The 21357-nt window shown below is 62.1% G+C and carries 14 protein-coding genes and 1 pseudogene; 4 read left to right on the forward strand and 11 right to left on the reverse strand.

Annotated elements, in window-relative coordinates:
* From ACMV18_RS13330 to ACMV18_RS13340, 3 genes and pseudogenes are all read right to left on the reverse strand, one after another.
* A pseudogene (locus ACMV18_RS13330) lies at positions 1-106 on the reverse strand (bifunctional 5,10-methylene-tetrahydrofolate dehydrogenase/5,10-methylene-tetrahydrofolate cyclohydrolase); the annotation flags it as partial.
* A gap of 124 nt (positions 107-230) precedes the next feature.
* The gene (locus tag ACMV18_RS13335) at positions 231-872 is read right to left on the reverse strand and encodes a response regulator transcription factor (protein WP_374258578.1); all 642 of its coding nucleotides are present in this window, start codon (positions 870-872) and stop codon (positions 231-233) included.
* A complete protein-coding gene (locus ACMV18_RS13340) occupies positions 869-3424 on the reverse strand; it encodes a PAS domain S-box protein (protein WP_420818241.1) in 2556 nt (851 codons plus the stop codon). Before ACMV18_RS13340 ends, ACMV18_RS13335 begins: the two co-directional genes overlap by 4 nt.
* A 225-nt stretch (positions 3425-3649) precedes the next feature.
* Here ACMV18_RS13340 and aceE point away from each other — a divergent pair, with 225 nt between their 5' ends.
* From aceE to lpdA, 3 genes are read left to right on the forward strand one after another with little or no spacing between them, the layout of a single operon-like run.
* Positions 3650-6352 carry a pyruvate dehydrogenase (acetyl-transferring), homodimeric type gene (gene aceE, locus ACMV18_RS13345; protein ID WP_374258581.1) on the forward strand — a complete coding sequence of 901 codons (2703 nt, stop codon included), beginning with the start codon at positions 3650-3652 and terminating at the stop codon, positions 6350-6352.
* A 12-nt stretch (positions 6353-6364) separates the two neighbouring features.
* On the forward strand, positions 6365-7711 hold the full coding sequence (aceF, locus tag ACMV18_RS13350; RefSeq protein ID WP_420818242.1) for a dihydrolipoyllysine-residue acetyltransferase: 1347 nt from the start codon (positions 6365-6367) through the stop codon (positions 7709-7711).
* Positions 7712-7723: 12 nt separating this feature from the next.
* Positions 7724-9565 (forward strand): dihydrolipoyl dehydrogenase, encoded by a 1842-nt coding sequence (lpdA, locus tag ACMV18_RS13355; RefSeq protein ID WP_420818243.1) that lies wholly within the window; start codon positions 7724-7726, stop codon positions 9563-9565.
* A 24-nt stretch (positions 9566-9589) separates the two neighbouring features.
* On the opposite strand, the gene ACMV18_RS13360 is transcribed toward lpdA, so the two are convergent.
* From ACMV18_RS13360 to ACMV18_RS13385, 6 genes are all read right to left on the reverse strand, one after another.
* Entirely contained in the window at positions 9590-12724 is a 3135-nt protein-coding gene (locus tag ACMV18_RS13360) for an error-prone DNA polymerase (RefSeq protein ID WP_420818244.1), read from the reverse strand.
* A gap of 12 nt (positions 12725-12736) precedes the next feature.
* Complete coding sequence (locus ACMV18_RS13365) at positions 12737-14152, reverse strand: DNA polymerase Y family protein (RefSeq protein ID WP_420818245.1); 1416 nt, start codon at positions 14150-14152, stop codon at positions 12737-12739.
* Positions 14112-14879, reverse strand: coding sequence for a translesion DNA synthesis-associated protein ImuA (imuA, locus tag ACMV18_RS13370; protein WP_420818246.1), 768 nt, complete (start codon positions 14877-14879; stop codon positions 14112-14114). The genes ACMV18_RS13365 and imuA overlap by 41 nt, the downstream gene beginning before the upstream one ends.
* Before the next feature lie 72 nt (positions 14880-14951).
* Entirely contained in the window at positions 14952-15335 is a 384-nt protein-coding gene (locus ACMV18_RS13375) for a DUF2237 family protein (protein WP_420818247.1), read from the reverse strand.
* Positions 15336-15361: 26 nt separating this feature from the next.
* On the reverse strand, positions 15362-16270 hold the full coding sequence (locus ACMV18_RS13380; RefSeq protein WP_374258589.1) for an SPFH domain-containing protein: 909 nt from the start codon (positions 16268-16270) through the stop codon (positions 15362-15364).
* A 6-nt stretch (positions 16271-16276) separates the two neighbouring features.
* Positions 16277-16708 (reverse strand): NfeD family protein, encoded by a 432-nt coding sequence (locus ACMV18_RS13385; protein ID WP_374258591.1) that lies wholly within the window; start codon positions 16706-16708, stop codon positions 16277-16279.
* 180 nt (positions 16709-16888) lie between these two features.
* On the opposite strand from ACMV18_RS13385, the gene ACMV18_RS13390 reads away from it, so the two are divergent.
* Positions 16889-19153, forward strand: coding sequence for an Orn/Lys/Arg decarboxylase N-terminal domain-containing protein (locus ACMV18_RS13390; RefSeq protein WP_420818248.1), 2265 nt, complete (start codon positions 16889-16891; stop codon positions 19151-19153).
* On the opposite strand, the gene ACMV18_RS13395 is transcribed toward ACMV18_RS13390, so the two are convergent.
* Entirely contained in the window at positions 19154-20809 is a 1656-nt protein-coding gene (locus ACMV18_RS13395) for a tetratricopeptide repeat protein (RefSeq protein WP_420818249.1), read from the reverse strand.
* A gap of 24 nt (positions 20810-20833) precedes the next feature.
* The coding region (locus tag ACMV18_RS13400; protein ID WP_420818250.1) for a sensor histidine kinase at positions 20834-21357 on the reverse strand (524 nt) is incomplete at its 5' end.

Consider the following 21357-nt stretch of genomic DNA (forward strand, 5'->3'; position numbering starts at 1 on the left):
CCAGACCAGGCTTGGTGCCCTTGGCAGTGAGGGCGGCTGCGCGCTGGGCGACTTCGCCACGCAGTTGTTTGGACAGGGCGTTGCCATCGATGAGTTGTGCGGTCATGGGCTGCTCCAGAGAGAAAAAGGACAGAACTGAAAAACGGAAAAGGCCGCCACGCTCAGGAGCGGCGGCCTTTCGGCATGGCGATAAACGGAAGGCCAATCAGCAGACTGACCTTCACAAGGCCTTACTTGGCCTGGTTGGCTGCCGGTTGGGCGTTGGCGCCGAGTGCAATCTTGAGCAGGTCGGCCACGGTGTTGGCGTTGAGCTTCTCCATCACGTTGGCGCGGTGGGCTTCGACGGTCTTGATGCTGATGCCCAGATCGTCGGCGATCTGCTTGTTCAGGCGACCGGCCACGATGCGCTCCAGCACCTGTGCTTCACGGGTGGTCAGGCGCGACAGCAGGGCTTCGCGGCTGGCAGCTTCTTGCGATTGCGAGAAAGCCGAGCGAGCTTCTTCGAGCATACGTTCCACCAGGGACACCAGTGCGTCTTCCTTGAACGGCTTTTCGATGAAGTCCATCGCGCCCTTCTTCATGGTGTTCACAGCCATGGGCACGTCGCCGTGACCCGTGATGAACACGATGGGCAGAGGCGACTTGCGCTCCAGCAGTTTGTCTTGCAGTTCCAGACCGCTCATGCCATCCATGCGGATGTCGGTGATCAGGCAAGCGACTTCACGAGGGTCAAAGCGGGCGAGGAACGATTCGGCCGAGTCAAAGCAGCGGACACGGTAGTCCTTGCCTTCCAGAAGCCACTGCAACGAGTCGCGCACGGCCTCGTCGTCATCAACCACATACACAGTGCCTTTTTTCGGGATCAAGCTCATGGGTTATCGGCAAGTAAGTCGTTGGAAGGGGGAGTGCCGGTATCGGCGAAGTCGACCTCCCCACTGCTATCGATCGGGAGGTTGAACGTGAAACGACAACCTGTGATCGATGTCCCATTGTAGATGTTCTCGGCCTTGATCCGACCATGGTGTGACTCAATGATCGAACGGCACAAACTCAGGCCAATGCCCAGTCCCTCCGCCTTGGTGGAGTGGAAGGCTTCAAAGAGGCGCTCCAGCATCTCTTCCTTCATGCCCGGGCCGCTGTCAGAGACCGAAAACTCCACCACTTCGCCTTGGTCGTCGGTGCGGCGTTGTTGCACGCGAAGGTCGATATGACGACGTGACTGTGGCATTTGCGACGAGTCGATGGCTTCGGCTGCATTTTTCAGCAGGTTCAGCAGTACCTGCTCGATCAGGATGGGGTCGGCCATCACGATGGGCAGGCGGTTGGCCACGGTGGTGTTGAGCGTGACGCGACGGCGTTTCATTTCGAACACAGCCAAGTCGAGCACGGCATCGGTGATGTCGCGCACACGGCACGGTTGGCGCTGGGGTTCGCTGCGTTTGACGAACTGCCGGATGCGGTGGATGACTTGGCCCGCACGTTGCGCCTGACGTGTGGTCTTTTCCAGTGCCCCCAGGAGTTGCTCCTGGTCGATGGTGCCCGATTGGATGCGGCTCATCATGCCGCTGCAGTAGTTGGCAATGGCGGCCAGTGGCTGATTGAGTTCGTGCGCCACGGTCGAGGCCATTTCGCCCATGGTGATCAGGCGGCTGGTGAACTGCGCTTTTTCGGCTTGTCGGGCCGCGGCTTCTTCGGCCTGGCGGCGCGCCGTGATGTCGGTGGCAATCAGCATCTGGGCCAGGTTGCCGTCTGTCCATTGCACGTAGCGGGCGCGCACGTCAAACCATTTCTGGATGCTGTCGACGAAGACCTCGCGTGTATCGCTGCCCGCATTGGTCAGTGCCTGCGTGGGGATGCCGCCAAAGTGATCGACCGATTCGTCGCCATCAATGACCTCGTCGGGCATGATTTCGCCACCGGTCAACTGCGTGTGGGCGTCAGGATTGGCGCCAAACCAGATCCGGTACGAGCGGTTGGCAAACAGCAGTTCGCCACGCTGCACCGACACCACGGACACGGCCGCGTCCAGCCCTTCCAGCACCGTGGTGAAGCGTTCGTGGGCTGCGGTGAGTTGATCCCGCACGCGCTTGGCTTCGGTGATGTTGGTCACCGATGTCATCCAGCCGGTCTGGTCGCCTTGGGCGTCGATCAGCGGTGACACGTACATCCGCGCATCAAACTGGGTGCCGTCGCGACGCTGCATCAGTACCTCGATGCCGCCCATGGGGCTGCGGCCCAGCAACTCTTGCTGGAAGATGCGGTGGAACTCGTCGAGGCGGTCCTTGGGCCAATAGGGGTAGGGCGGTACGCAGCCCAGCAATTCATCTTCCGAGAAGCCGGTCATGGCGCAGAACGCCGGGTTCACGTAGGTGATGCGGCCTTCCAGGTCGATGGTGCGCATGCCGGTGAGCATGGAGTTTTCCATCGCACGCCGGAAGTTGGTTTCCTGCACCAGGGTTTTCTGGATTTGAGAGCGGCGGCGCATGTGTCGAAGCGTGCCCATCAGCGTCCACACCGTCAGGGTGGACAGCGCAATCACCATCCAGAAGAGGGTGTTGCCGACCAGATCACCCGAGGTCTTGTAGCCCATGCCTCGCAACATCAGGCCATTGCCCACCGGGGTCACCATGACATCGTGAACGAAGGTGGGATGCGATGTGTTTTTGCTGTTGCCGCCAAAGGTACTGGTCAGCAACTGACCACTGGGGTTGGCCAAGCCCATGGCGTGGCGACTACCGACCTCGCGTGGGACGAGGTAGCGCAGCATGGATTCAAGCGAGTACTCCGCCACCAGCGTGCCCTGGAAGCCATTTCGGTCCACCATGGGGACATGCACCTGAACAATGCTGGCGCCGGTCTGGTTGGGAAAAGGTTGGGAGTAGACAGGCTGGTTGCGGTCGCGCGCCAACTGGAAGGCTTGAAGTGGCAGTTTGCCTTCGATGAGCGGGTTGTAGTTGTCCGCCGGGTTGCCTGATGGATCGATGTCTTCTGTGACGCCCGGGTCAAGCGGCAGCGTCAGGGCCGTGCGCGCAGCTTTCACCGTGCCGTTGGCCTGTATCCATGACAAGCTGAGAATTTCAGGCCGTGCACGGACAAAGTCGCCCGCCTGACGCATGAATGCTTCCGTGGCAACGGACTTCAGGCTGATGTCTCGGGCCAGGCGTTGCAGTTGCTCCTGGTTTTCAACGAGGCGCAAGCGGATTTGCTGTTGCACGACCTCGGTGTCGCGTTTGACCGATTCCTGGGCGCGCTCCAACTCTTCGTTGCGCAGGTACCAGAAGGCCGCAATGATGGCGGCCAGAAACAGCAGGACCGAGATCAGCGGACCGAGTGTGGCGTAGCGATCTTGTTGGCTGGGGCTCTTTTTCTGCCACCAGCGCCAGAACAGTCGTGCACTGGGGCGCGCTGGCGGAGCGGGAGGCATGGGTGCTGTGTCTGGCGATGCAGAGAAGTCCATATGGGGATTGTCCGAATACGGACTCGTTCCTGGGGCTTTGTGTTGATAGCGTATATTTTGGACTGTTTCCTCACCCTACCGGGTGGTGAAGCAAATCATAGTGCCGGGGTTCTGCCGTTTATCCACGGGCCAGGACTTGGGCTCTCGTCCAAACTGGACGTGAGCCGCTATCAACAATTTGGAGACTTACCCATGTCTGCACAAGATCCGCAGAAGTCTGTCCCATCGGACTTGGATCCTCAAGAAACGCGCGAGTGGCTGGACGCCCTGTCCGGAGTCATCGATGCCGAGGGCCGAGAGCGCGCCCACCAACTCCTTGAAAACGTCCTCGATCACGCCAGACAGGCGGGCATCGACATGCCGTTTTCAGCCAACACGGCTTACGTCAACACCATTCCGGTTGAAGACGAAGAGCGGTGTCCGGGCAACATTGAAATCGAAGAGCGTTTGCGCGCCTACATGCGCTGGAACGCCATGGCCATGGTCGTCAAGGCCAACCGACACAACCCGGAAGATGGCGGCGACCTCGGGGGGCACATTGGCTCCTTTGCGTCGCTGGCGCACATGTTTGGCGCTGGTTTCAACCATTTCTGGCATGCCGAAAACGAACACCACGGTGGCGATTGCATTTACTTCCAGGGCCACGTGTCGCCTGGTATTTATGCCCGCGCCTACCTGGAGGGCAGACTGACTGAAGAGCAGCTGCTGCATTTCCGTCAGGAAGTCGATGGGCAAGGTCTGTCGAGCTATCCGCATCCGAAGTTGATGCCCAACTTCTGGCAGTTCCCGACCGTGTCGATGGGGTTGGGGCCACTGATGGCCATTTACCAGGCGCGTTTCCTGAAGTACCTGCATGCGCGTGGTCTGGCCGATACCAGCAACCGCAAGGTGTGGGTGTTCTGCGGTGACGGCGAGATGGATGAGCCCGAATCGTTGGGCGCCATTGGCTTGGCTGCACGGGAAAAGCTCGACAACCTGATCTTTGTCGTGAACTGCAATTTGCAGCGGCTGGATGGCCCGGTGCGCGGCAATGGCAAGATCGTTCAGGAACTGGAAGGCGAGTTCCGCGGTTCGGGCTGGAACGTGATCAAGGTCTTGTGGGGCAGTGACTGGGATCCCCTCCTTGCGAAAGACAAGGAAGGTCTCATGCGCAAGATCATGATGGACATCCCGGACGGGGACTATCAGGCCATGAAGGCCAATGACGGTGCTTTCGTTCGCAAGAACTTCTTCGAGCGCGATCCGCGTGTGGCCGAGATGGTCTCGAAGATGACGGACGAGCAAATCTGGGCCTTGCGTCGTGGTGGTCACGACCCGCAAAAGGTGTACGCTGCCTACCACCGCGCCGTGAACCACAAGGGCCAGCCGACCGTCTTGCTGATCAAGACGGTCAAGGGCTTTGGCATGGGCAAGGCCGGTGAGGGCAAGAACACGGTTCACCAGACCAAGAAGTTGACGGACGAAGACATCAAGTACTTCCGTGACCGCTTCAACATTCCGATCCCGGACAGCGAGCTGCCCAAGATCCCGTTCTACAAGCCGGCCGACGATTCGCCGGAGATGAAGTACCTGCATGCACGCCGTCAGGCCTTGGGTGGCTATTTGCCGCACCGTCGCCAGCGTGCCGACGAGCAGTTCGCCATCCCGCCGCTGGAGACTTTCAAGGCCATTCTGGAGCCCACGGCCGAGGGCCGCGAGATTTCCACCACGCAAGCGTATGTGCGCTTCCTGACGCAGTTGCTGCGCGATCCTTCTCTGGGTTCGCGTGTGGTGCCGATTCTGGTGGACGAGGCGCGTACCTTCGGGATGGAAGGCCTGTTCCGCCAGATCGGGATCTACAACCCGGCGGGCCAGCAGTACACCCCGGTCGACAAAGACCAGGTGATGTACTACCGCGAAGACAAGGCGGGCCAAATCCTGCAGGAAGGCATCAACGAGGCCGGGGGCATGTCGAGCTGGATTGCTGCGGCGACGAGCTACAGCACCAGCAACCGGATCATGATCCCGTTCTTTGTGTACTACTCGATGTTCGGGTTCCAGCGCATTGGCGATCTGGCCTGGGCAGCGGGTGACATGCAGGCACGCGGTTTCTTGCTGGGCGGCACCTCCGGGCGCACCACGCTCAATGGCGAAGGCCTGCAGCACGAAGACGGGCACAGCCACATCCTGGCGGGCACGATTCCGAACTGCGTGTCGTACGACCCATCGTTCGCGCACGAAGTGGGTGTGATCCTGCACCACGGACTCAAGCGCATGGTCGAGAACCAGGAGAACGTGTTTTTCTACCTGACGCTGCTCAACGAGAACTACGCCATGCCGGGCCTCAAGCAAGGCACGGAAGAGCAGATTCTCAAGGGCATGTACCTGCTGCAAGAGGGCGCAAAGGGCATGGCCCACAGCGTGAACTTGCTGGGTTCGGGGTCGATCTTGCGTGAGTCGATGGCGGCCAAGGCGCTGCTGGAAGCCGACTGGGGCGTGTCTGCCAATGTGTGGAGCTGCCCGAGCTTCAACGAACTGGCCCGCGATGGCCATGACGTGGAGCGATTCAACATGTTGCATCCGGCTGCGGTGCCGGCCGTGCCGTTTGTGACGCAGCAGCTGCAGCCGTTTGACGGACCGGTGGTGGCCTCGACCGACTACATGAAGAACTACGCCGAGCAGATTCGGCCTTTCATCCCGCGTGGCCGCAGCTACAAGGTGTTGGGCACGGATGGCTTTGGTCGCAGTGACTTCCGCAGCAAGCTGCGTGAGCACTTCGAAATCAATCGTCATTACATCGTTGTGGCGGCCCTCAAGGCGCTGGCCGATGACGGCAAGGTGGCGCGTACCAAGGTGGCCGAGGCCATTCAGCAGTACGGCATCAAGGCCGACAAGGTCAACCCTCTGTACGCCTGATGGGAGCACAACATGGCATTGATTGAAGTGAAGGTCCCCGACATTGGGGATTTCAAAGAAGTGAGCGTCATCGAAGTGCTGGTCAAGCCCGGTGACACGGTGAAGGCCGAGCAAAGCCTGATCACCGTCGAGTCGGACAAGGCGTCGATGGAGATCCCGTGCTCGCACGCCGGGGTGGTCAAAGAACTGAAGGTGGCCTTGGGTGACAAGGTGGCCGAAGGCTCGCTGGTGTTGATGCTGGAGACGGCCGATGCAGCCGGTGTGGCCCAGGCAGCACCGGCCGTAGCTGCGCCAGTTGCCGCGGCACCAGTGCCAGCTGCTGCTCAGGTGGCACCCGTTGCAGCCGTGTCGGTGGCGCCGAGTGCCCCGGTGGTGGCGGCACCTGCCACGCTGCCTGCGCACCAACCCGGCACGCCTTCGGGCAGCTTGCCGCATGCGTCGCCCAGCATCCGCAAGGCGGCGCGCGAACTGGGTGTGCCTTTGGCCGAGGTCAAGGGCAGCGGGTTCAAAGGCCGCATCACCCTGGATGACCTGCAAGGTTTTGTCCAGCAGGTGATGGCGGGCGACACGCAAACGGCTGCACAAAAGGCCAAAGCGCCAGCGGCTGCGTCGGTGGGTGGTGGCTTGCCGGGCTTGTTGCCGTGGCCGCAGGTTGACTTCGCCAAGTTCGGTCCGATCGAGCGCAAAGACCTCTCGCGCATCAAGAAGATTTCGGGTGCCAACCTGCATCGCAACTGGGTGATGATTCCGCATGTCACCAACCATGACGACGCGGACATCACCGAGCTGGAGGCTTTCCGCCTGCAGTTGAACAAGGAAAACGAGAAGGCAGGGGTCAAGGTCACGATGCTGGCCTTCCTGATCAAGGCGGCTGCAGTCACGTTGAAGAAGTTCCCTGAGTTCAATGCCTCACTGGACGGTGATCAACTGGTCTACAAGGAATACTTCCACATCGGCTTTGCGGCGGACACGCCCAATGGCTTGGTCGTGCCAGTGATCAAGGATGCGGACAAGAAGGGCATCTTGCAGATCAGCCAAGAGACGGCCGAGTTGGCCAAGAAGGCCCGTGAAGGCAAGATGAGCCCAGCCGACATGCAAGGTGGCTGCTTCAGCATCAGTTCGTTGGGCGGGATTGGCGGCAAGTACTTCACGCCCATCATCAATGCGCCCGAAGTGGCCATTCTGGGTGTGTGCAAGAGTTCTCTAGAACCCAAGTGGAACGGCCAGCAGTTCGAGCCGCGCCTGATGTTGCCGCTGTCGCTGTCGTATGACCATCGTGTGATCGATGGTGCGGCGGCGGCGCGCTTCAATGTCTATTTTGCGTCTTTGTTGGCGGACTTCCGCCGCATCGTGCTGTGATCGGAGGTCATCATGGCAGTGATTGACGTCAAAGTTCCTGACATTGGGGACTTCAAGGAAGTGGCCATCATCGAAATCCTGGTCAAGCCGGGTGACACGGTGAAGGCCGAGCAGAGCCTGATCACCGTTGAGTCAGACAAGGCTTCGATGGAGATTCCGTGCTCGCACGCTGGGGTGATCAAAGAGCTGAAGGTGGCGCTGGGCGACAAGGTCAGCGAGGGCTCTTTGTTGCTGACGCTGGAGGTGGCCGAAGGCGTGGCGACTGCGCCGGCTGCGGTACCGGCTGTGGCGCCTGCGGTGGCCATGGCTTCCGTGGCAGCCGCGCCCACACCCGTTTCTGCACCAGCCGCAGCGCCGGCAGGCAGCTACAGCGGTCCGGTGGACGTGGCGTGCGATGTGCTGGTGCTGGGCGGTGGGCCGGGTGGCTATTCGGCGGCATTCCGGTCAGCGGACCTGGGCCTGAACACCGTCATCGTGGAGCGCTACGCCACCTTGGGTGGCGTGTGCCTGAACGTGGGGTGCATCCCCTCGAAGGCGCTGCTGCATGTGGCCGCAGTGATGGACGAAGTGCGCCATCTGGCCGATGCGGGCGTGGCGTTTGCCGAGCCCAGCGTCAACATCGACAAGCTGCGTGGCCATAAGGAAAAGGTCATCGGCAAGCTGACGGGGGGGCTGGCCGCCATGGCCAAGATGCGCAAGGTCACGACCGTGCGTGGCTATGGTGTTTTCCTCGACCCGTATCACCTGAAGGTTGAAGAGACCACAGGCGCGGGGCAGGAGAAAACGGGCACGACCAAGGTGGTTCGCTTCAAGCGCGCCATCATTGCGGCGGGCTCGCAGGCGGTGCGCCTGCCGTTCTTCCCGCAAGACGAGCGCATCGTGGACTCGACCGGGGCGCTGGCGCTTCAGGGCGTGCCTAAGAAGATGCTGATTGTGGGCGGCGGCATCATCGGCCTGGAAATGGGCACGGTGTATTCCACGCTGGGCGCGCGTCTGGACGTGGTCGAGATGATGGACGGGCTGATGCAGGGCGCTGACCGGGATCTGGTCAAGGTCTGGCAGAAGATGAACGCGCCGCGCTTCGACAACATCATGTTGAAGACCAAGACGGTGGGGGCCGAGGCCACACCGGAAGGCATCAAGGTGAAGTTCGAGGCGGCAGATGGCACCGTGTCCGAGCAGACGTATGACCTGGTGCTGCAAGCCGTGGGGCGCACGCCCAATGGCAAGAAGATCGACGCGGACAAGGCCGGTGTGGCCGTGACCGACCGTGGCTTCATTCCCGTGGATGTGCAGATGCGCACCAACGTGCCACACATCTTTGCCATTGGCGATCTGGTGGGCCAGCCCATGCTGGCGCACAAGGCCGTGCACGAGGCGCATGTGGCGGCTGAGGTCGTGGCGGGCGAACTGCTCGGCGACGACAAGCTTGCCAAAGCGCAGTTCGACGCCCGCGTGATCCCGAGCGTGGCCTACACCGACCCCGAAGTGGCCTGGGTGGGCCTGACCGAGGACCAGGCCAAGGCCCAGGGCATCAAGGTCAAGAAGGGCTTGTTCCCGTGGTCGGCTTCGGGACGCGCCATTGCCAATGGGCGTGACGAAGGCTTCACCAAGCTGTTGTTCGATGACAGCCCCGAGGCCAACGGCCATGGTCGCATCCTGGGTGGCGGCATCGTCGGCACGCATGCGGGCGACATGATCGGCGAGATCGCCCTGGCCATTGAGATGGGGGCCGACGAGGTCGACATCGGCAAAACCATTCACCCGCACCCGACCTTGGGTGAAAGCATCGGCCTGTGCGCCGAAGCGGCTCACGGCAGTTGCACAGACTTGCCGCCGGCCCGCAAGCGCTGATGCGTTCAGGCTGACGCACTCGCGTCAGTGAAAGTCCCGGCTGTGGGTGCTCAGGCGCCCCAGCAGGGGCGTCAAGTCGCGCAGGCGGTGCGCCACCAAGTGGCGTACTTCGTCTTCGCGCTGCCACACCCCATACACCGCCAGCAGGCGTGAGTGCACCAACTCGCGCCGCTGGCGTTCTTTCAGGGCCGGCCACACGATCACGTTGACCGTGCCGGTTTCATCTTCCAGCGTCACAAACACCACGCCCGAGGCGGTGCCCGGTTGTTGCCGCACCGTGACGATGCCGCAGGCGCGCGCGAGTCTCCCATTCGGAAAATCATGTAATTCTCTGGCACTGAGCAGGCGCTGAGCGTGTAGTTGCGCACGCAGCAAGGCCAGCGGGTGACGCCGCAGGGTCAAACCCTGCGAGGCGTAGTCGAACACAATCTCTTCGCCTTCAGAAGCCGGGGCCAGTTCCAGCCAGTCTTCCTCAACAGGAGCCTCGCGCAGCAGCGGTGGCGGGCGGTGCAGGGCCGAGGCATCCCAGACTTGCTGTCGCCGGTGGCCTGACAGACTGTGCAGGGCATCGCCCGATGCCAGCGCGCGCAGGGTGCGTTGATCCAAATCGGCTCGTCGGGCCAGGTCATCCACATCGTTGAACGGTGCTTGTTGGCGTGCTTGCACCATGCGCTGAGCCACCTCGGGTGAGAGGCCGGCCACCAGCCTCAACCCCAGGCGCACGGCCGGATGGCGAGCGTGGGCTGATGAAGCAGCTTCCAGCGTGCAGTCCCATGTGCTGTGCATGACATCGGGCGGGCGCACCTCGACATTGTGGCGTCGGGCGTCTTGCACCAGTTGGCTGGGTGAATAAAAACCCAGTGGTTGGGCATTGAGCAGGCCCGCCAGAAACGCCGCAGGCTCATGGCATTTGAGCCAGGCACTGGCGTACACCAGGATGGCAAAGCTGGCCGCATGGGACTCAGGGAAGCCGTATGAGCCAAAGCCTTCGATTTGCTGGCAAATCTGTTCGGCAAATTCAGCTGGGTATTGATTGGCGCGCATGCCGGCGCGGATGCGGTCTTTGAACTTGTGCACATCGCCTTTGCGCCGCCAAGCGGCCATGGAGCGGCGCAGGTCATCGGCCTCGCCGGCCGTGAAACCCGCAGCAATCATGGCAATTTGCATGACCTGTTCTTGAAAGATGGGGATGCCCAGCGTCCGTTCCAGTGCGGCAGACAAGCCACGTGGGTAACGGATGGGCTCTAGGCCCTGACGCCGCTTCAGGTAGGGGTGGACCATGCCGCCTTGAATTGGCCCGGGGCGCACCAAGGCCACCTCCACGACCAAGTCGTAAAAGTTTTCAGGGCGCAGGCGCGGCAGCATGCTCATCTGCGCCCGGCTTTCAACCTGGAAGACGCCCATCGTGTCTGCGCGGGTGAGCATCTCGTAGGTCGGGTGGTCGTCGCGCGGAATGTCTTGCAGTGTGAATGCGCCGCCCCGCCAATCGCTGACGAAGTCCATGGCTTTGCGCAAGGCCGTGAGCATGCCGAGCGCCAGCACGTCCACCTTGAGCAGCCCCAGAGCGTCCAGATCGTCTTTGTCCCACTGGATGACACTGCGCTCGGGCATGGCGGCGTTTTCAATGGGCACCATGCGACACAAGGGGCCGCGCGAGATGACGAAGCCGCCCGTGTGCTGGCTCAGGTGTCGGGGAAAGCCGATCAGGCTGCGGGTCAACTCCATCCACTGCTGCACGCGCCGGTCCTGCGGGGGCAGGCCGACTTCTTCCAGTCGCTGGGCCAAGGCTTCACGGCTGTCCCACCACTGCAGGTTGCCGCTGGCGCGATCAATCTCGTCCTGCGTGAAGCCCAAGGCCTTGCCCACGTCGCGCAAGGCACTGCGGGTGCGGTAGGTGATGACGGTGGCGGTCAACGCCGCACGGTCGCGCCCATATTTGGCGTAGAGGTACTGGATGACCTCTTCGCGGCGCTCGTGCTCGAAGTCCACGTCGATGTCGGGCGGCTCGTTGCGCTCTCGGGAAATGAAGCGCTCGAACAGCAGATGACCCTCTTGCGGATTGACCTCGGTGATGCCCAATGCATAACAAACCACCGAGTTGGCGGCGCTGCCTCGTCCCTGACACAGGATGTGTCGTGAGCGGGCAAAGGCCACGATGTCATACACGGTCAGGAAGTATTTTTCGTACCGAAGTTCGGCAATCAGCGCCAGTTCCTTGTGCAGTTGCATCTGCACCTCGGCGGGAATGCCGGCGGGGTAGCGCCGAGCCAGTCCTTCATGGGCCTGCTGGCTCAGGTGTTCGGCGGCGGTGAGGCCGTCCGGCACGACTTCATCGGGGTATTCGTATCTCAGTTCATCGAGGCTGAACGCACAACGGCGCGCCACATCCAGCGTGGCTGCCAGGACATCGGCGGGGTAGCGCTGAAAGAGCCTCAGGCGGCTGCGAAGGTGTCGCTCGGCGTGGCGATCCAGCGCCAAACCGCATTCCGGCAGCGGGCACCCCAAGCGTGTGGCGGTGAGCACGTCGTGCAGGGGCTTGCGCGAGCGCACGTGCATGTGCACATCGCCTGCTGCGACCAGAGGCACGCCACTGTCGGCGCTGACCTCGCGCAAGGTGTGCAGCCATGCCTCGTCATCAACCTGGTGATGCAGTTCCAGCAGCAGCCAGCAGCGATCGGGAAAGTGCTGTCGCAGCCAGCGTGCGTGTGCCAGCAGGGCTTCGTGCGGGTGACGACGGTCCAGCGCCATCAGTACCAGGCAGTCTCCCAGATCGTGAGGACGCCAGGCATCGCGGGGCAGGGGAGCGATGCCTTTGCCGGGCAAGCGTCGTCGCAAGCGGGTGATGGCTTCGCACAGCAAGCCGTAGCCAATGCGGTGGCAGGCCAGCGCAATCAGTTTGACCGGGTGAGGGTCTTCGATCGGGAACTCTGCACCGAGGATCAGCTGAAATTGCCGCGCACCGGGCGTGCCTTGCTCACAGTGCCGGCGCAAAGCCAGATGGGCGCGCACCACCCCGGCGACGCTGACTTCGTCGGTCAAGGCCAGGCCACGATAGCCCAATGCCAAGGCGCGCTCGATCAGCTCTTCGGGGTGCGAGGCCCCGCGCTGAAAAGAGAAGTTCGAGACGGCGTGAAGCTCGACGTAATCTGGCAAAGCCATGCTGCAAACCGCTCACGCAAAAAAGCCATGCAGAAACCAGCGGGGGGCCTCACCACCGGTAACCGGACGCGCCCGAAAAATCCAAAGCAGGCCAGCGATGGCGCTGCTGGCCAGAAAGTAATCCCGCGCCACCGCATCGGTGTCCGGCGCGGCATCCCACCATCCGGCTTCGATGCGATGAGGGCCGGCGATGAGATCCAGCCGTCCTTGGTAAAACGGATGGGCATGCTGCCCCTGCGCGTCGGGCAAGGTGGCCAGCGGCAAAGGCTGGGGTAACAGCCAGGTGGGTTGGGGCCAGTCCACCGGGGGCGGGGCGGGCAACGCAGGCATGGTCTCGCTGGCCGCTTGCCAGCGCTGCGCCCGCTCGGGCCGATGGTCGGCGTGGATGTGCCCCTGCAGCACGCGCTCCGGGCCGAGCCGGGCACTCAACTGATCGACCAAAGCTGCCAGCGCATCGCGTTGCACCTTGCGTGCGGCCGGGGTGATGTGCGATCCGCTTGGCGCGTTCAGCAGCGCTGCACCGCCTTCGGGAAACAGCGCGGCGCAGGGGGCCTCGATCGTCTGGAAGTCGTCCACCCTGAGCGTGAGTTCTTCCACCGGTGCGGCCAGCCGAATGTGCTGAAGGTGTTCGTGGATCAGCTTGCTCAGCCGTGCGGCATGGTGGGTGGGGGTGCTGACCCGGATCAGGTGTGCCCCTGTTTCATCGCCATGCCGCCGGCGACCATGATGCCAGCGCAGGTGCAAGGCGTTGAGCCCCGCCTGTTGCCCCGCCAGCCACGCGCACAAGGCGGGCAACACCGATTCGATGGCGTGGATCAGGCCCTCGGCGGTGTCCACCCGGGTGGGCAAGATCACGCGGTGCTCAAACACCGCAGGCAAGCTCAGCCAGGTGAAGGTTTCCGGGCGCAGGCCACACAACTGATCCAGCGCCTGCAGCACGACTGGCCCGAACCGCCGGCTGATGCCGCCGCGCGGCAACGCCATCACATCGGCCACGGTGCGGCAACCCAGTCGGTTCAAGGTGTGAGCGTGGGCCGCCAGGGCCGATACGGTCAGCAAGTCCAGGCGCACCCAATCGGGGGTGGGCAGGCTGGGGGCATCCAGGGGGATGGGCTGCAGGTGTACCGCATCGGAGGCGCCCATGCCGGCCAGCAGCACTTGTTGACGCGCCACGGCCAGCGCGCCCAAGGCGGAGGGGGCGTGGGCACAAGCTTGGGCGCCTTGCTGGCGCGATGCCATGTCCAGTCGTGCCAGCAAGCGGGCCGGGCCACCAAACAGGCGCTGGCTGCCCCCCCATTCCAGCACCACGGCCTCTTCCAGGCAGGCAACGCGTGGGGTGAACTGCAGCGCCCACCAGCCCAAGGCCTCGCGCGACAGCGCAGCACCTTCAGGCAAGGCTGCTGGCAACAATGCGGTCCAGTGGGGCATGGTGTGTGGGCGAAGCCAAAGCCGGTGCCGGCAGGGCTGGTGCCAGGGGGCGACGCTGGCGGGCGCGGAGCAGCGCCTGCATCTTGCTGGGCCAGGCGGACAAGACGATGGGCTCGCTCAAGACCGGGCCTTTGCGCTTGAACACGTCCACACACAGTGCATGCGGAAAGGCTTGCAGCGACAAGCTCAATCGCAAGGGCGCTGCCGAGGACTCCTGACGCGCTTGTTCGGGCCGGAAGGCGAAGAGCAAGCCTGCATGCTGTGCCGCGCAAGCGTGCAGCCGCCGCATGTGTTCTGGGCGGGCCTGCGGCAACCAACTCAACACGGCGCTGACGCAGTCAGATTTGAGCGCCTGCTCGGTGACCCACAGCCGCTCGGCAGGGGTATGGGCCTCGACCCGGATCAGCCGGTCGGCGGGCAGGTCGGCTTGCCACAGGGCGGGCAAGAACGGCTGCAAAGGTGGCCCCACCAGAATGAGTTGACCGCCTTGCGCACACAGGCGCTGCAACACCGGCTGCAGCAGCCGCCACTCACCTTGGCCGGTTTGCCGGCTCAGGATTTCCGTCAGAGACTGACAGGGCCAGCCCCCATCGGGCAAGACGGCATCCAGGGCCGCGTGCCCGCTGGCCATGACCGACGCATGCGCGCGGCCCATGGCATGCCCACGCCAGAGGGCCGCCTCGATGTGCGAGGGCAGGGGGGGCAATGCGGGACATGGTGATGGCATGCACAATACTGTATATGCATACAGTATTGTGTGCAAGCCGAGATGGCTTATTACACCGACTGAGCTAGTCGTTCAATGTGCATCCCATGCTGCCGACGTCAGATACGCCAGCGGAATCACGTCCAGCGCTTGCTCGGCTGTTGCTTCAAGGATGACGGGCGGGGCGACCCCGGCGTGCCAAGCCTCCAGCCAGCGCTGGGCGCACAGGCACCAGCGGTCGCCCGGCTTCAGCCCTGCAAACCGCAGCTCAGGCCGGGGTGTGCTGAGGTCGTTGCCCTGGGTTCGTGAAAAGTCCAGAAACGCCTGGGTCACCTTGGTGCAAACCACGTGCTGCCCGGCGTCATCGCTCCGTGTGCGGCAGCAGCCATCCCGAAAGTACCCGGTCAATGGGTCGAAAGAGCAGGCGCGCAAGGGCCCGCCCAGTACGTTGCGCCCTGATGTCAGTTCAACGCTCATACCTGCGTCTACGTTGCGCCAACAACTCAACCCTGAGGCTTCTTCAGCAGGGCCATGGCCGTGCCAATCAACGATGACACCTCGCTCATGTTGCCGGGCACGATCATGGTGTTGTTCTTCTGGGCCAGTTGCGCGTAGGCTTCCACCGCCTTCTCGGCCACTTTCAGTTGCACGGCGTCTTGGCCGCCCGGGGCACTGATGGCGGATGCAATCTTGCGAATGGCCTCAGCCGTGGCTTCGGCCACGGCAGCAATCGCGGCAGCTTCACCTTCGGCCTTGTTGATCTGTGCCTGCTTTTCGCCTTCGGACTTGGCGATGAATGCCTCGCGCTCACCGGTGGCCAAGTTGATTTGTTCCAGCTTGCGGCCTTCCGATTCGGCAATGCGGGCGCGCTTGTCTCGCTCAGCGGTGATTTGCTGCTGCATCGAGCGCAAGATTTCAGCCGGCGGGGTCAGGTCCTTGATCTCGTAGCGCAAGACCTTCACGCCCCAGTTCATGGCCGCCTCGTCCAGCGCCGTCACCACGGCCGAGTTGATGGCATCACGCTCTTCAAACGTGCGGTCCAGTTCCATGCGACCAATCACGCTGCGCAGCGTGGTCTGCGCCAGTTGGGTGATGGCCATGATGTAGTTGGAGGCGCCGTAGCTGGCCCGCATCGGGTCGGTCACCTGAAAGTACAAGATGCCATCGACCTGCAGTTGCGTGTTGTCTTTGGTGATGCAGATCTGGCTGGGCACATCCAGCGGGATTTCTTTGAGCGAGTGCTCATACGCCAGGCGGTCCACAAATGGCACCAGCACATTGAGGCCGGGCGTCAGGGTGCTGTGGTACTTGCCCAAACGTTCCACCACCCAGGCGCTTTGCTGGGGCACCACCTTCACCGACTTGGCCACGAAGATGACCGCGATGATGAGCAAAACAATGGCAACTTCCATGATCCGTCAGTCCTTTTCCAGAATGAGGTGATTGCTTTCGACCGCATGAATGTGATGCAGGCCAGGCTGGGGGGGCAGATCGCCATGGTGGCGCGCCATCCAGACGCTGCCACGGTAATGCACCTGGGTCGTGCCATCGGCATGCCAGTGTTTAACCTCGACTTTGGCGCCCACATCCAGCTTCATGGGATCGACGGCCGGTCCTGCGGCTTCGTTCGCCGTGCGTTGGCCGCTTTGCTTGCGATGCCAGAGCAACACGGCCGCGCCGCCCACCACCGCTGCCACGATCAATTGCACGGTGGTCGTCGCCTGAACGTAGGTGGACAAGGCCGCCGCCGCGCTACCCAGCGCAAGCATCAGTAAATAGAAGGTGCCAGACACCAGCTCCAGCCCCACCAGCACACCGGTGATGACCCACCACAACGTCGCTTCACTCATCGATCAAGCTCCTGATCCTTCGGCTCAGTTTACGGTCAGAAAGTGACGGTTCAGGCGCGAGGGACCCATTTCCCGGAAAAGTCTTGGGTAAGTCAAAAAAATGTGCCGCCATAGCGCCTACACTTCGCGGACTTTCAAAATTCCGCCCACTTTCTGATCACCTGTACCTAGGGGCCTGGCATGCTGCGCTTTCATTTCCCCATCGTCATCATTGACGAGGATTTCCGCTCCGAGAACACCTCGGGTCTGGGCATCCGTGCCCTGGCTGACGCCATTACCAAAGAGGGCGTTGAGGTGCTGGGCGTGACCGGCTACGGTGATCTGGCTCAGTTTGCCCAACAGCAAAGCCGCGCCAGCGCTTTCATCCTGTCGATCGACGACGAAGAATTCACCCCCGGCCCTGAGCTCGACCCGGCCGTGCTGAACCTGCGCAAGTTCATCGAAGAGATCCGCTTCAAGAACGCCGACATCCCTATTTACCTGTACGGCGAAACGCGCACCTCCGAGCACATTCCCAACGACATCCTGCGCGAGCTGCACGGCTTCATCCACATGTTTGAAGACACGCCCGAATTCGTGGCGCGTCACATCATCCGCGAAGCCAAGAGCTACCTCGATTCCCTGGCGCCTCCCTTCTTCAAGGCGCTGATGGATTACGCGCAGGACGGCTCGTACTCGTGGCACTGCCCCGGTCACTCCGGTGGCGTGGCCTTCCTGAAGAGCCCCGTGGGCCAGATGTTCCACCAGTTCTATGGCGAGAACATGCTGCGCGCCGACGTGTGCAACGCCGTGGAAGAGCTGGGCCAGTTGCTGGACCACACCGGTCCCGTGGCCGAGTCGGAAAAGAACGCCGCCCGCATCTTCAATGCGGACCACTGCTTCTTTGTCACCAACGGCACCTCCACCTCCAACAAGATGGTGTGGCACCACACCGTGGCCCCCGGCGACATCGTCGTGGTGGACCGCAACTGCCACAAGTCCATCCTGCACAGCATCATCATGACCGGGGCCATCCCCGTGTTCCTGACGCCCACGCGTAACCACTACGGCATCATCGGTCCCATCCCCAAGAGCGAGTTCGAGCCCGCGACCATTCGCAAGAAGATCGCCAACAACCCGCTGCTCAAGGGCGTCGATCCCAAGAAGGCCAAGCCTCGCATCCTGACGCTGACGCAGAGCACCTACGACGGCGTGCTCTACAACACCGAGACCATCAAGGGCATGCTCGACGGCTGGATCGACAACCTGCACTTCGACGAAGCCTGGTTGCCGCACGCCGCCTTCCACAAGTTCTATGGCGCTTACCACGCCATGGGCAAGAACCGGGATCGGCCGAAAGAGGCCGTGGTCTACGCCACGCAGTCCATCCACAAGCTGCTGGCCGGTATCTCGCAGGCCTCGCACGTGCTGGTGCAAGACTCGCAAAACGTGCCGCTCGACCGTAACCTCTTCAACGAGGCTTACCTGATGCACACCTCCACCTCGCCGCAGTACGCCATCATCGCGTCGTGCGACGTGGCCGCAGCCATGATGGAGCCCCCCGGGGGTACCGCCCTGGTGGAAGAGTCCATCAAGGAAGCGCTGGACTTCCGCCGCGCCATGCGCAAGGTGGACAAGGAATACGGCAAAGACTGGTGGTTCAAGGTCTGGGGGCCGGACAAGCTGGTCACCGAAGACATCGGCAAGCCCAGCGACTGGGTGTTGAAGGCCAACGAAAAGTGGCACGGCTTCGGCAACCTGGCCGAAGGCTTCAACATGCGTGACCCGATCAAGTCGACCATCATCACCCCGGGTCTGGACGTGTCGGGCAAGTTCGCCAAGACCGGTATCCCCGCGTCCATCGTGACCAAGTACCTGGCCGAGCACGGCGTGGTGGTCGAGAAGACCGGCCTGTACAGCTTCTTCATCATGTTCACCATCGGCATCACCAAGGGCCGCTGGAACACCATGCTGACTGCGCTGCAGCAGTTCAAGGACGACTACGACAAGAACGCGCCGCTGTGGCGCATGCTGCCGGACTTCTGCAAGAAGAATCCGAAGTACGAGCGCATGGGCCTGCGTGATCTGTGCCAGAGCGTGCACGAAGCCTATGCCAAGGGTGACATTGCCCGTCTGACAACCGATGTGTACCTGTCTGGCCTGGAGCCTGGCATGAAGCCGTCGGACGCCTACGCCTGCATCGCCCGTCGCCAGACCGAGCGCGTGGACATCGACGACCTGGAAGGCCGCATCACCACCGCGCTGCTGACGCCTTACCCACCCGGCATCCCGCTGCTGATCCCTGGCGAGCGCTTCAACAAGAAGATTGTGGACTTCCTGAAGTTCAACCGCGACTTCAACGAAGCTTTCCCCGGCTTCGCCACCGACGTGCACGGTCTGGTGGCCGAAGACCTGCCCAACGGCGGCAAGCGCTACTACGTGGACTGCGTCAAAGACGAAGCCTGATCAGGCTGCGCTCCCGGCCTTGGCCGGCTGCTCCACTGCAGGTGGTGGCAGTCGGCCATATTTTTTGCGCAGTGCCAGAACGCGGATTTCCAGCTCTGGCGAGGTCAGGTGCGACCGATAGCGCTGCAGCACCATGTCCGTCAGATCAATCAGCTTGATGTTGCTGGTCTGCTCGGCATGACGCAGCAGATCCTGAAGTGCGCCACTGACATCACCGGTCTTGCAGCGAGCCAGCGTTTGCCCGGCAATGTCCATGATGTGTGCATAGGCCTCGCGCACCAGGTCCTGATAACGCGTGTTGGTGCTGGAAATCATGCAGAACATGTCTGTCATGGCTTTGGAAATGCAAAAGCGCTGAGCGAGCCGGGTGATCCACATCTCGGCATCCGGCAGTTCCAATTCACTGTTGCTCAGTCGGATCAACAGGCTCATGACGTTGCCTGCGGCTTCCATGTCGAAGTCGGGTGTGGCGAATTCTCGGGGCAGGTTCTTCACGCGGCGAACCACCTCGGCCACTTGCCGCTGCAGCATCAGCGACAAAATGTTGAGCACTTCATACATCCGGCGCAGGCGGGTGCTGCGCGGCGCCTTTTGGTGAGCTTGCATCAACTGGTTGACGCACTTCTGGAGCTCTTTGCCGTCTTTGTGCTCGAAATGGTGCAAGGCCAGCAAGACGAGGCTTTGGTAGTCGAACATGCTCGACATGCCACCCAGTGTCGCCGCACGCTGCAATGCCTTGGCTGCTTCTTCCTTCTTACCCATGTGGAAGGCCAGCATGCCCAGCTTTTGAAGCCGTGAGACAGAAGAGGGGGTGACCTCCACGGCCTTTTTGTAAGTCTCGAACGCCTGTTCAAAGTCGCCGCTTTGGAACAGGGCACGCCCCATCACGTCGTAGGCATCGGCGTAAGAGGGGTTGTCAACAATCAGACTTTCCAGCGTTCTGCGGGCTGGCGCAACGTTGCCGCCATCCAGTTGTGCCCGAGCAATGCCCAACCGTGCCCACGGGAGGGCTTTGGTGGCATCCAGTGCCTCAAACAGCTTGCGAGCGTCGTCGTGCCGACCCAGTCGCAACATCAACTCGCCACCGATTCGTGCGGCGTAGACCCAATACTCTGCACGCGTATCAAAGCGCGCCTGACAAAGGTTGGCCGCCAGTTGATAGTCTTCTTCCTGCAGCGCCTGAAAGATGTCGCTCAGGGCCATTTTGCGGTGGCGTGCAGCAGCCAGCCGGCGAGCGAGGTTGTTGTGGTTGTGTGGCTTGAGCAGGTAGCTGTCAAGCGCAAATTCGGCCGCCTCGGCCACGCGGCCATAACTGGCTTCCGAGGTCACCATGATGAACACGGTGGTGTAGGGCAGCAGGTTGGCAAGGCGCAGTTCGTCCACCAGATCGGCGCCCGTTTGGGTCGTTTCCTGGAAGTGGTAATCGCACAGCACGATGTCGTACTGGTGGTGTTCCAGTTCGCTGCGCGCTTCGCTGTAGCGACCGGCCTGGCGTACTTTTTCGGCCTTGACTCCGAGATCAATCAGAATGCCTCGCAAGATGCTGCGAGATGTCGGGTTCGCATCGACCACCAGGGCGCGCGCAGAACGAAGATCCTCAAGGGCAGGGCCCAAACCGGCTTCTTCGGCCTGGTTCGCAGGGGTGAGTTGATGCATGAACATAAATACCTGTACAGCTGATCAGGGCAGCAGCATCTCGAAAATGGTTTCTTGTGCCGCTTCATCGCGACGAACGGCAACATGCCCGCAACGCTCTTTCAAATGATGGGCGCGGGCCACTGCTTCGCACAGTGCTGTGCCCAGTCCTGTGGCGTGAGGTGCGCTGGGGTCTGTGGCATCGAGGCCGGGCCCGTCATCGGCGACTTCCCACACCAGGGCGCCGTCCCGCTTGTAGGCGGCAACCGTGACACGTGAACGGGCAAATCGCATCGCGTTGTGCAGCGCTGCATCCAATGCCATCTGCACCAGCCTGCGGTCGAAATACCAGAACACCGGTGCCTGATCTTCATCCTTGATGCTGATGTGGAGCGGCAAGTTCTCTGACTTCGCCTTGAGCTGCCACACACGCAGCATGTGCTGGAGCATTTCAGCTGGCGACTCGTCTTCACACAATGCATCCAGTTGACCGGACTCTGCGCTGTACAAGGTCAGAAACTGAATGAAATGACGACGCAGATCCGTGCAATGCATGTAGGCCGCTTGGG

It is taken from the genome of Aquabacterium sp. (genome assembly GCF_048860245.1).
In the GTDB taxonomy this organism is placed as follows: Bacteria; Pseudomonadota; Gammaproteobacteria; order Burkholderiales; family Burkholderiaceae_C; genus Aquabacterium.

What these genes read in the sequence shown, in the direction of transcription:
- ACMV18_RS13395 (WP_420818249.1), bottom strand. Translation starts at nt 20,809, where the DNA reads ATGCATCAACTCACCCCTGCGAACCAGGCCGAAGAAGCCGGTTTGGGC.
- ACMV18_RS13340 (WP_420818241.1), bottom strand. Translation starts at nt 3,424, where the DNA reads ATGCCTCCCGCTCCGCCAGCGCGCCCCAGTGCACGACTGTTCTGGCGC.
- ACMV18_RS13335 (WP_374258578.1), bottom strand. Translation starts at nt 872, where the DNA reads ATGAGCTTGATCCCGAAAAAAGGCACTGTGTATGTGGTTGATGACGAC.
- lpdA (WP_420818243.1), top strand. Translation starts at nt 7,724, where the DNA reads ATGGCAGTGATTGACGTCAAAGTTCCTGACATTGGGGACTTCAAGGAA.
- ACMV18_RS13385 (WP_374258591.1), bottom strand. Translation starts at nt 16,708, where the DNA reads ATGAGTGAAGCGACGTTGTGGTGGGTCATCACCGGTGTGCTGGTGGGG.
- imuA (WP_420818246.1), bottom strand. Translation starts at nt 14,879, where the DNA reads ATGCCATCACCATGTCCCGCATTGCCCCCCCTGCCCTCGCACATCGAG.
- aceE (WP_374258581.1), top strand. Translation starts at nt 3,650, where the DNA reads ATGTCTGCACAAGATCCGCAGAAGTCTGTCCCATCGGACTTGGATCCT.
- ACMV18_RS13360 (WP_420818244.1), bottom strand. Translation starts at nt 12,724, where the DNA reads ATGGCTTTGCCAGATTACGTCGAGCTTCACGCCGTCTCGAACTTCTCT.
- ACMV18_RS13375 (WP_420818247.1), bottom strand. Translation starts at nt 15,335, where the DNA reads ATGAGCGTTGAACTGACATCAGGGCGCAACGTACTGGGCGGGCCCTTG.
- aceF (WP_420818242.1), top strand. Translation starts at nt 6,365, where the DNA reads ATGGCATTGATTGAAGTGAAGGTCCCCGACATTGGGGATTTCAAAGAA.
- ACMV18_RS13390 (WP_420818248.1), top strand. Translation starts at nt 16,889, where the DNA reads ATGCTGCGCTTTCATTTCCCCATCGTCATCATTGACGAGGATTTCCGC.
- ACMV18_RS13365 (WP_420818245.1), bottom strand. Translation starts at nt 14,152, where the DNA reads ATGCCCCACTGGACCGCATTGTTGCCAGCAGCCTTGCCTGAAGGTGCT.
- ACMV18_RS13380 (WP_374258589.1), bottom strand. Translation starts at nt 16,270, where the DNA reads ATGGAAGTTGCCATTGTTTTGCTCATCATCGCGGTCATCTTCGTGGCC.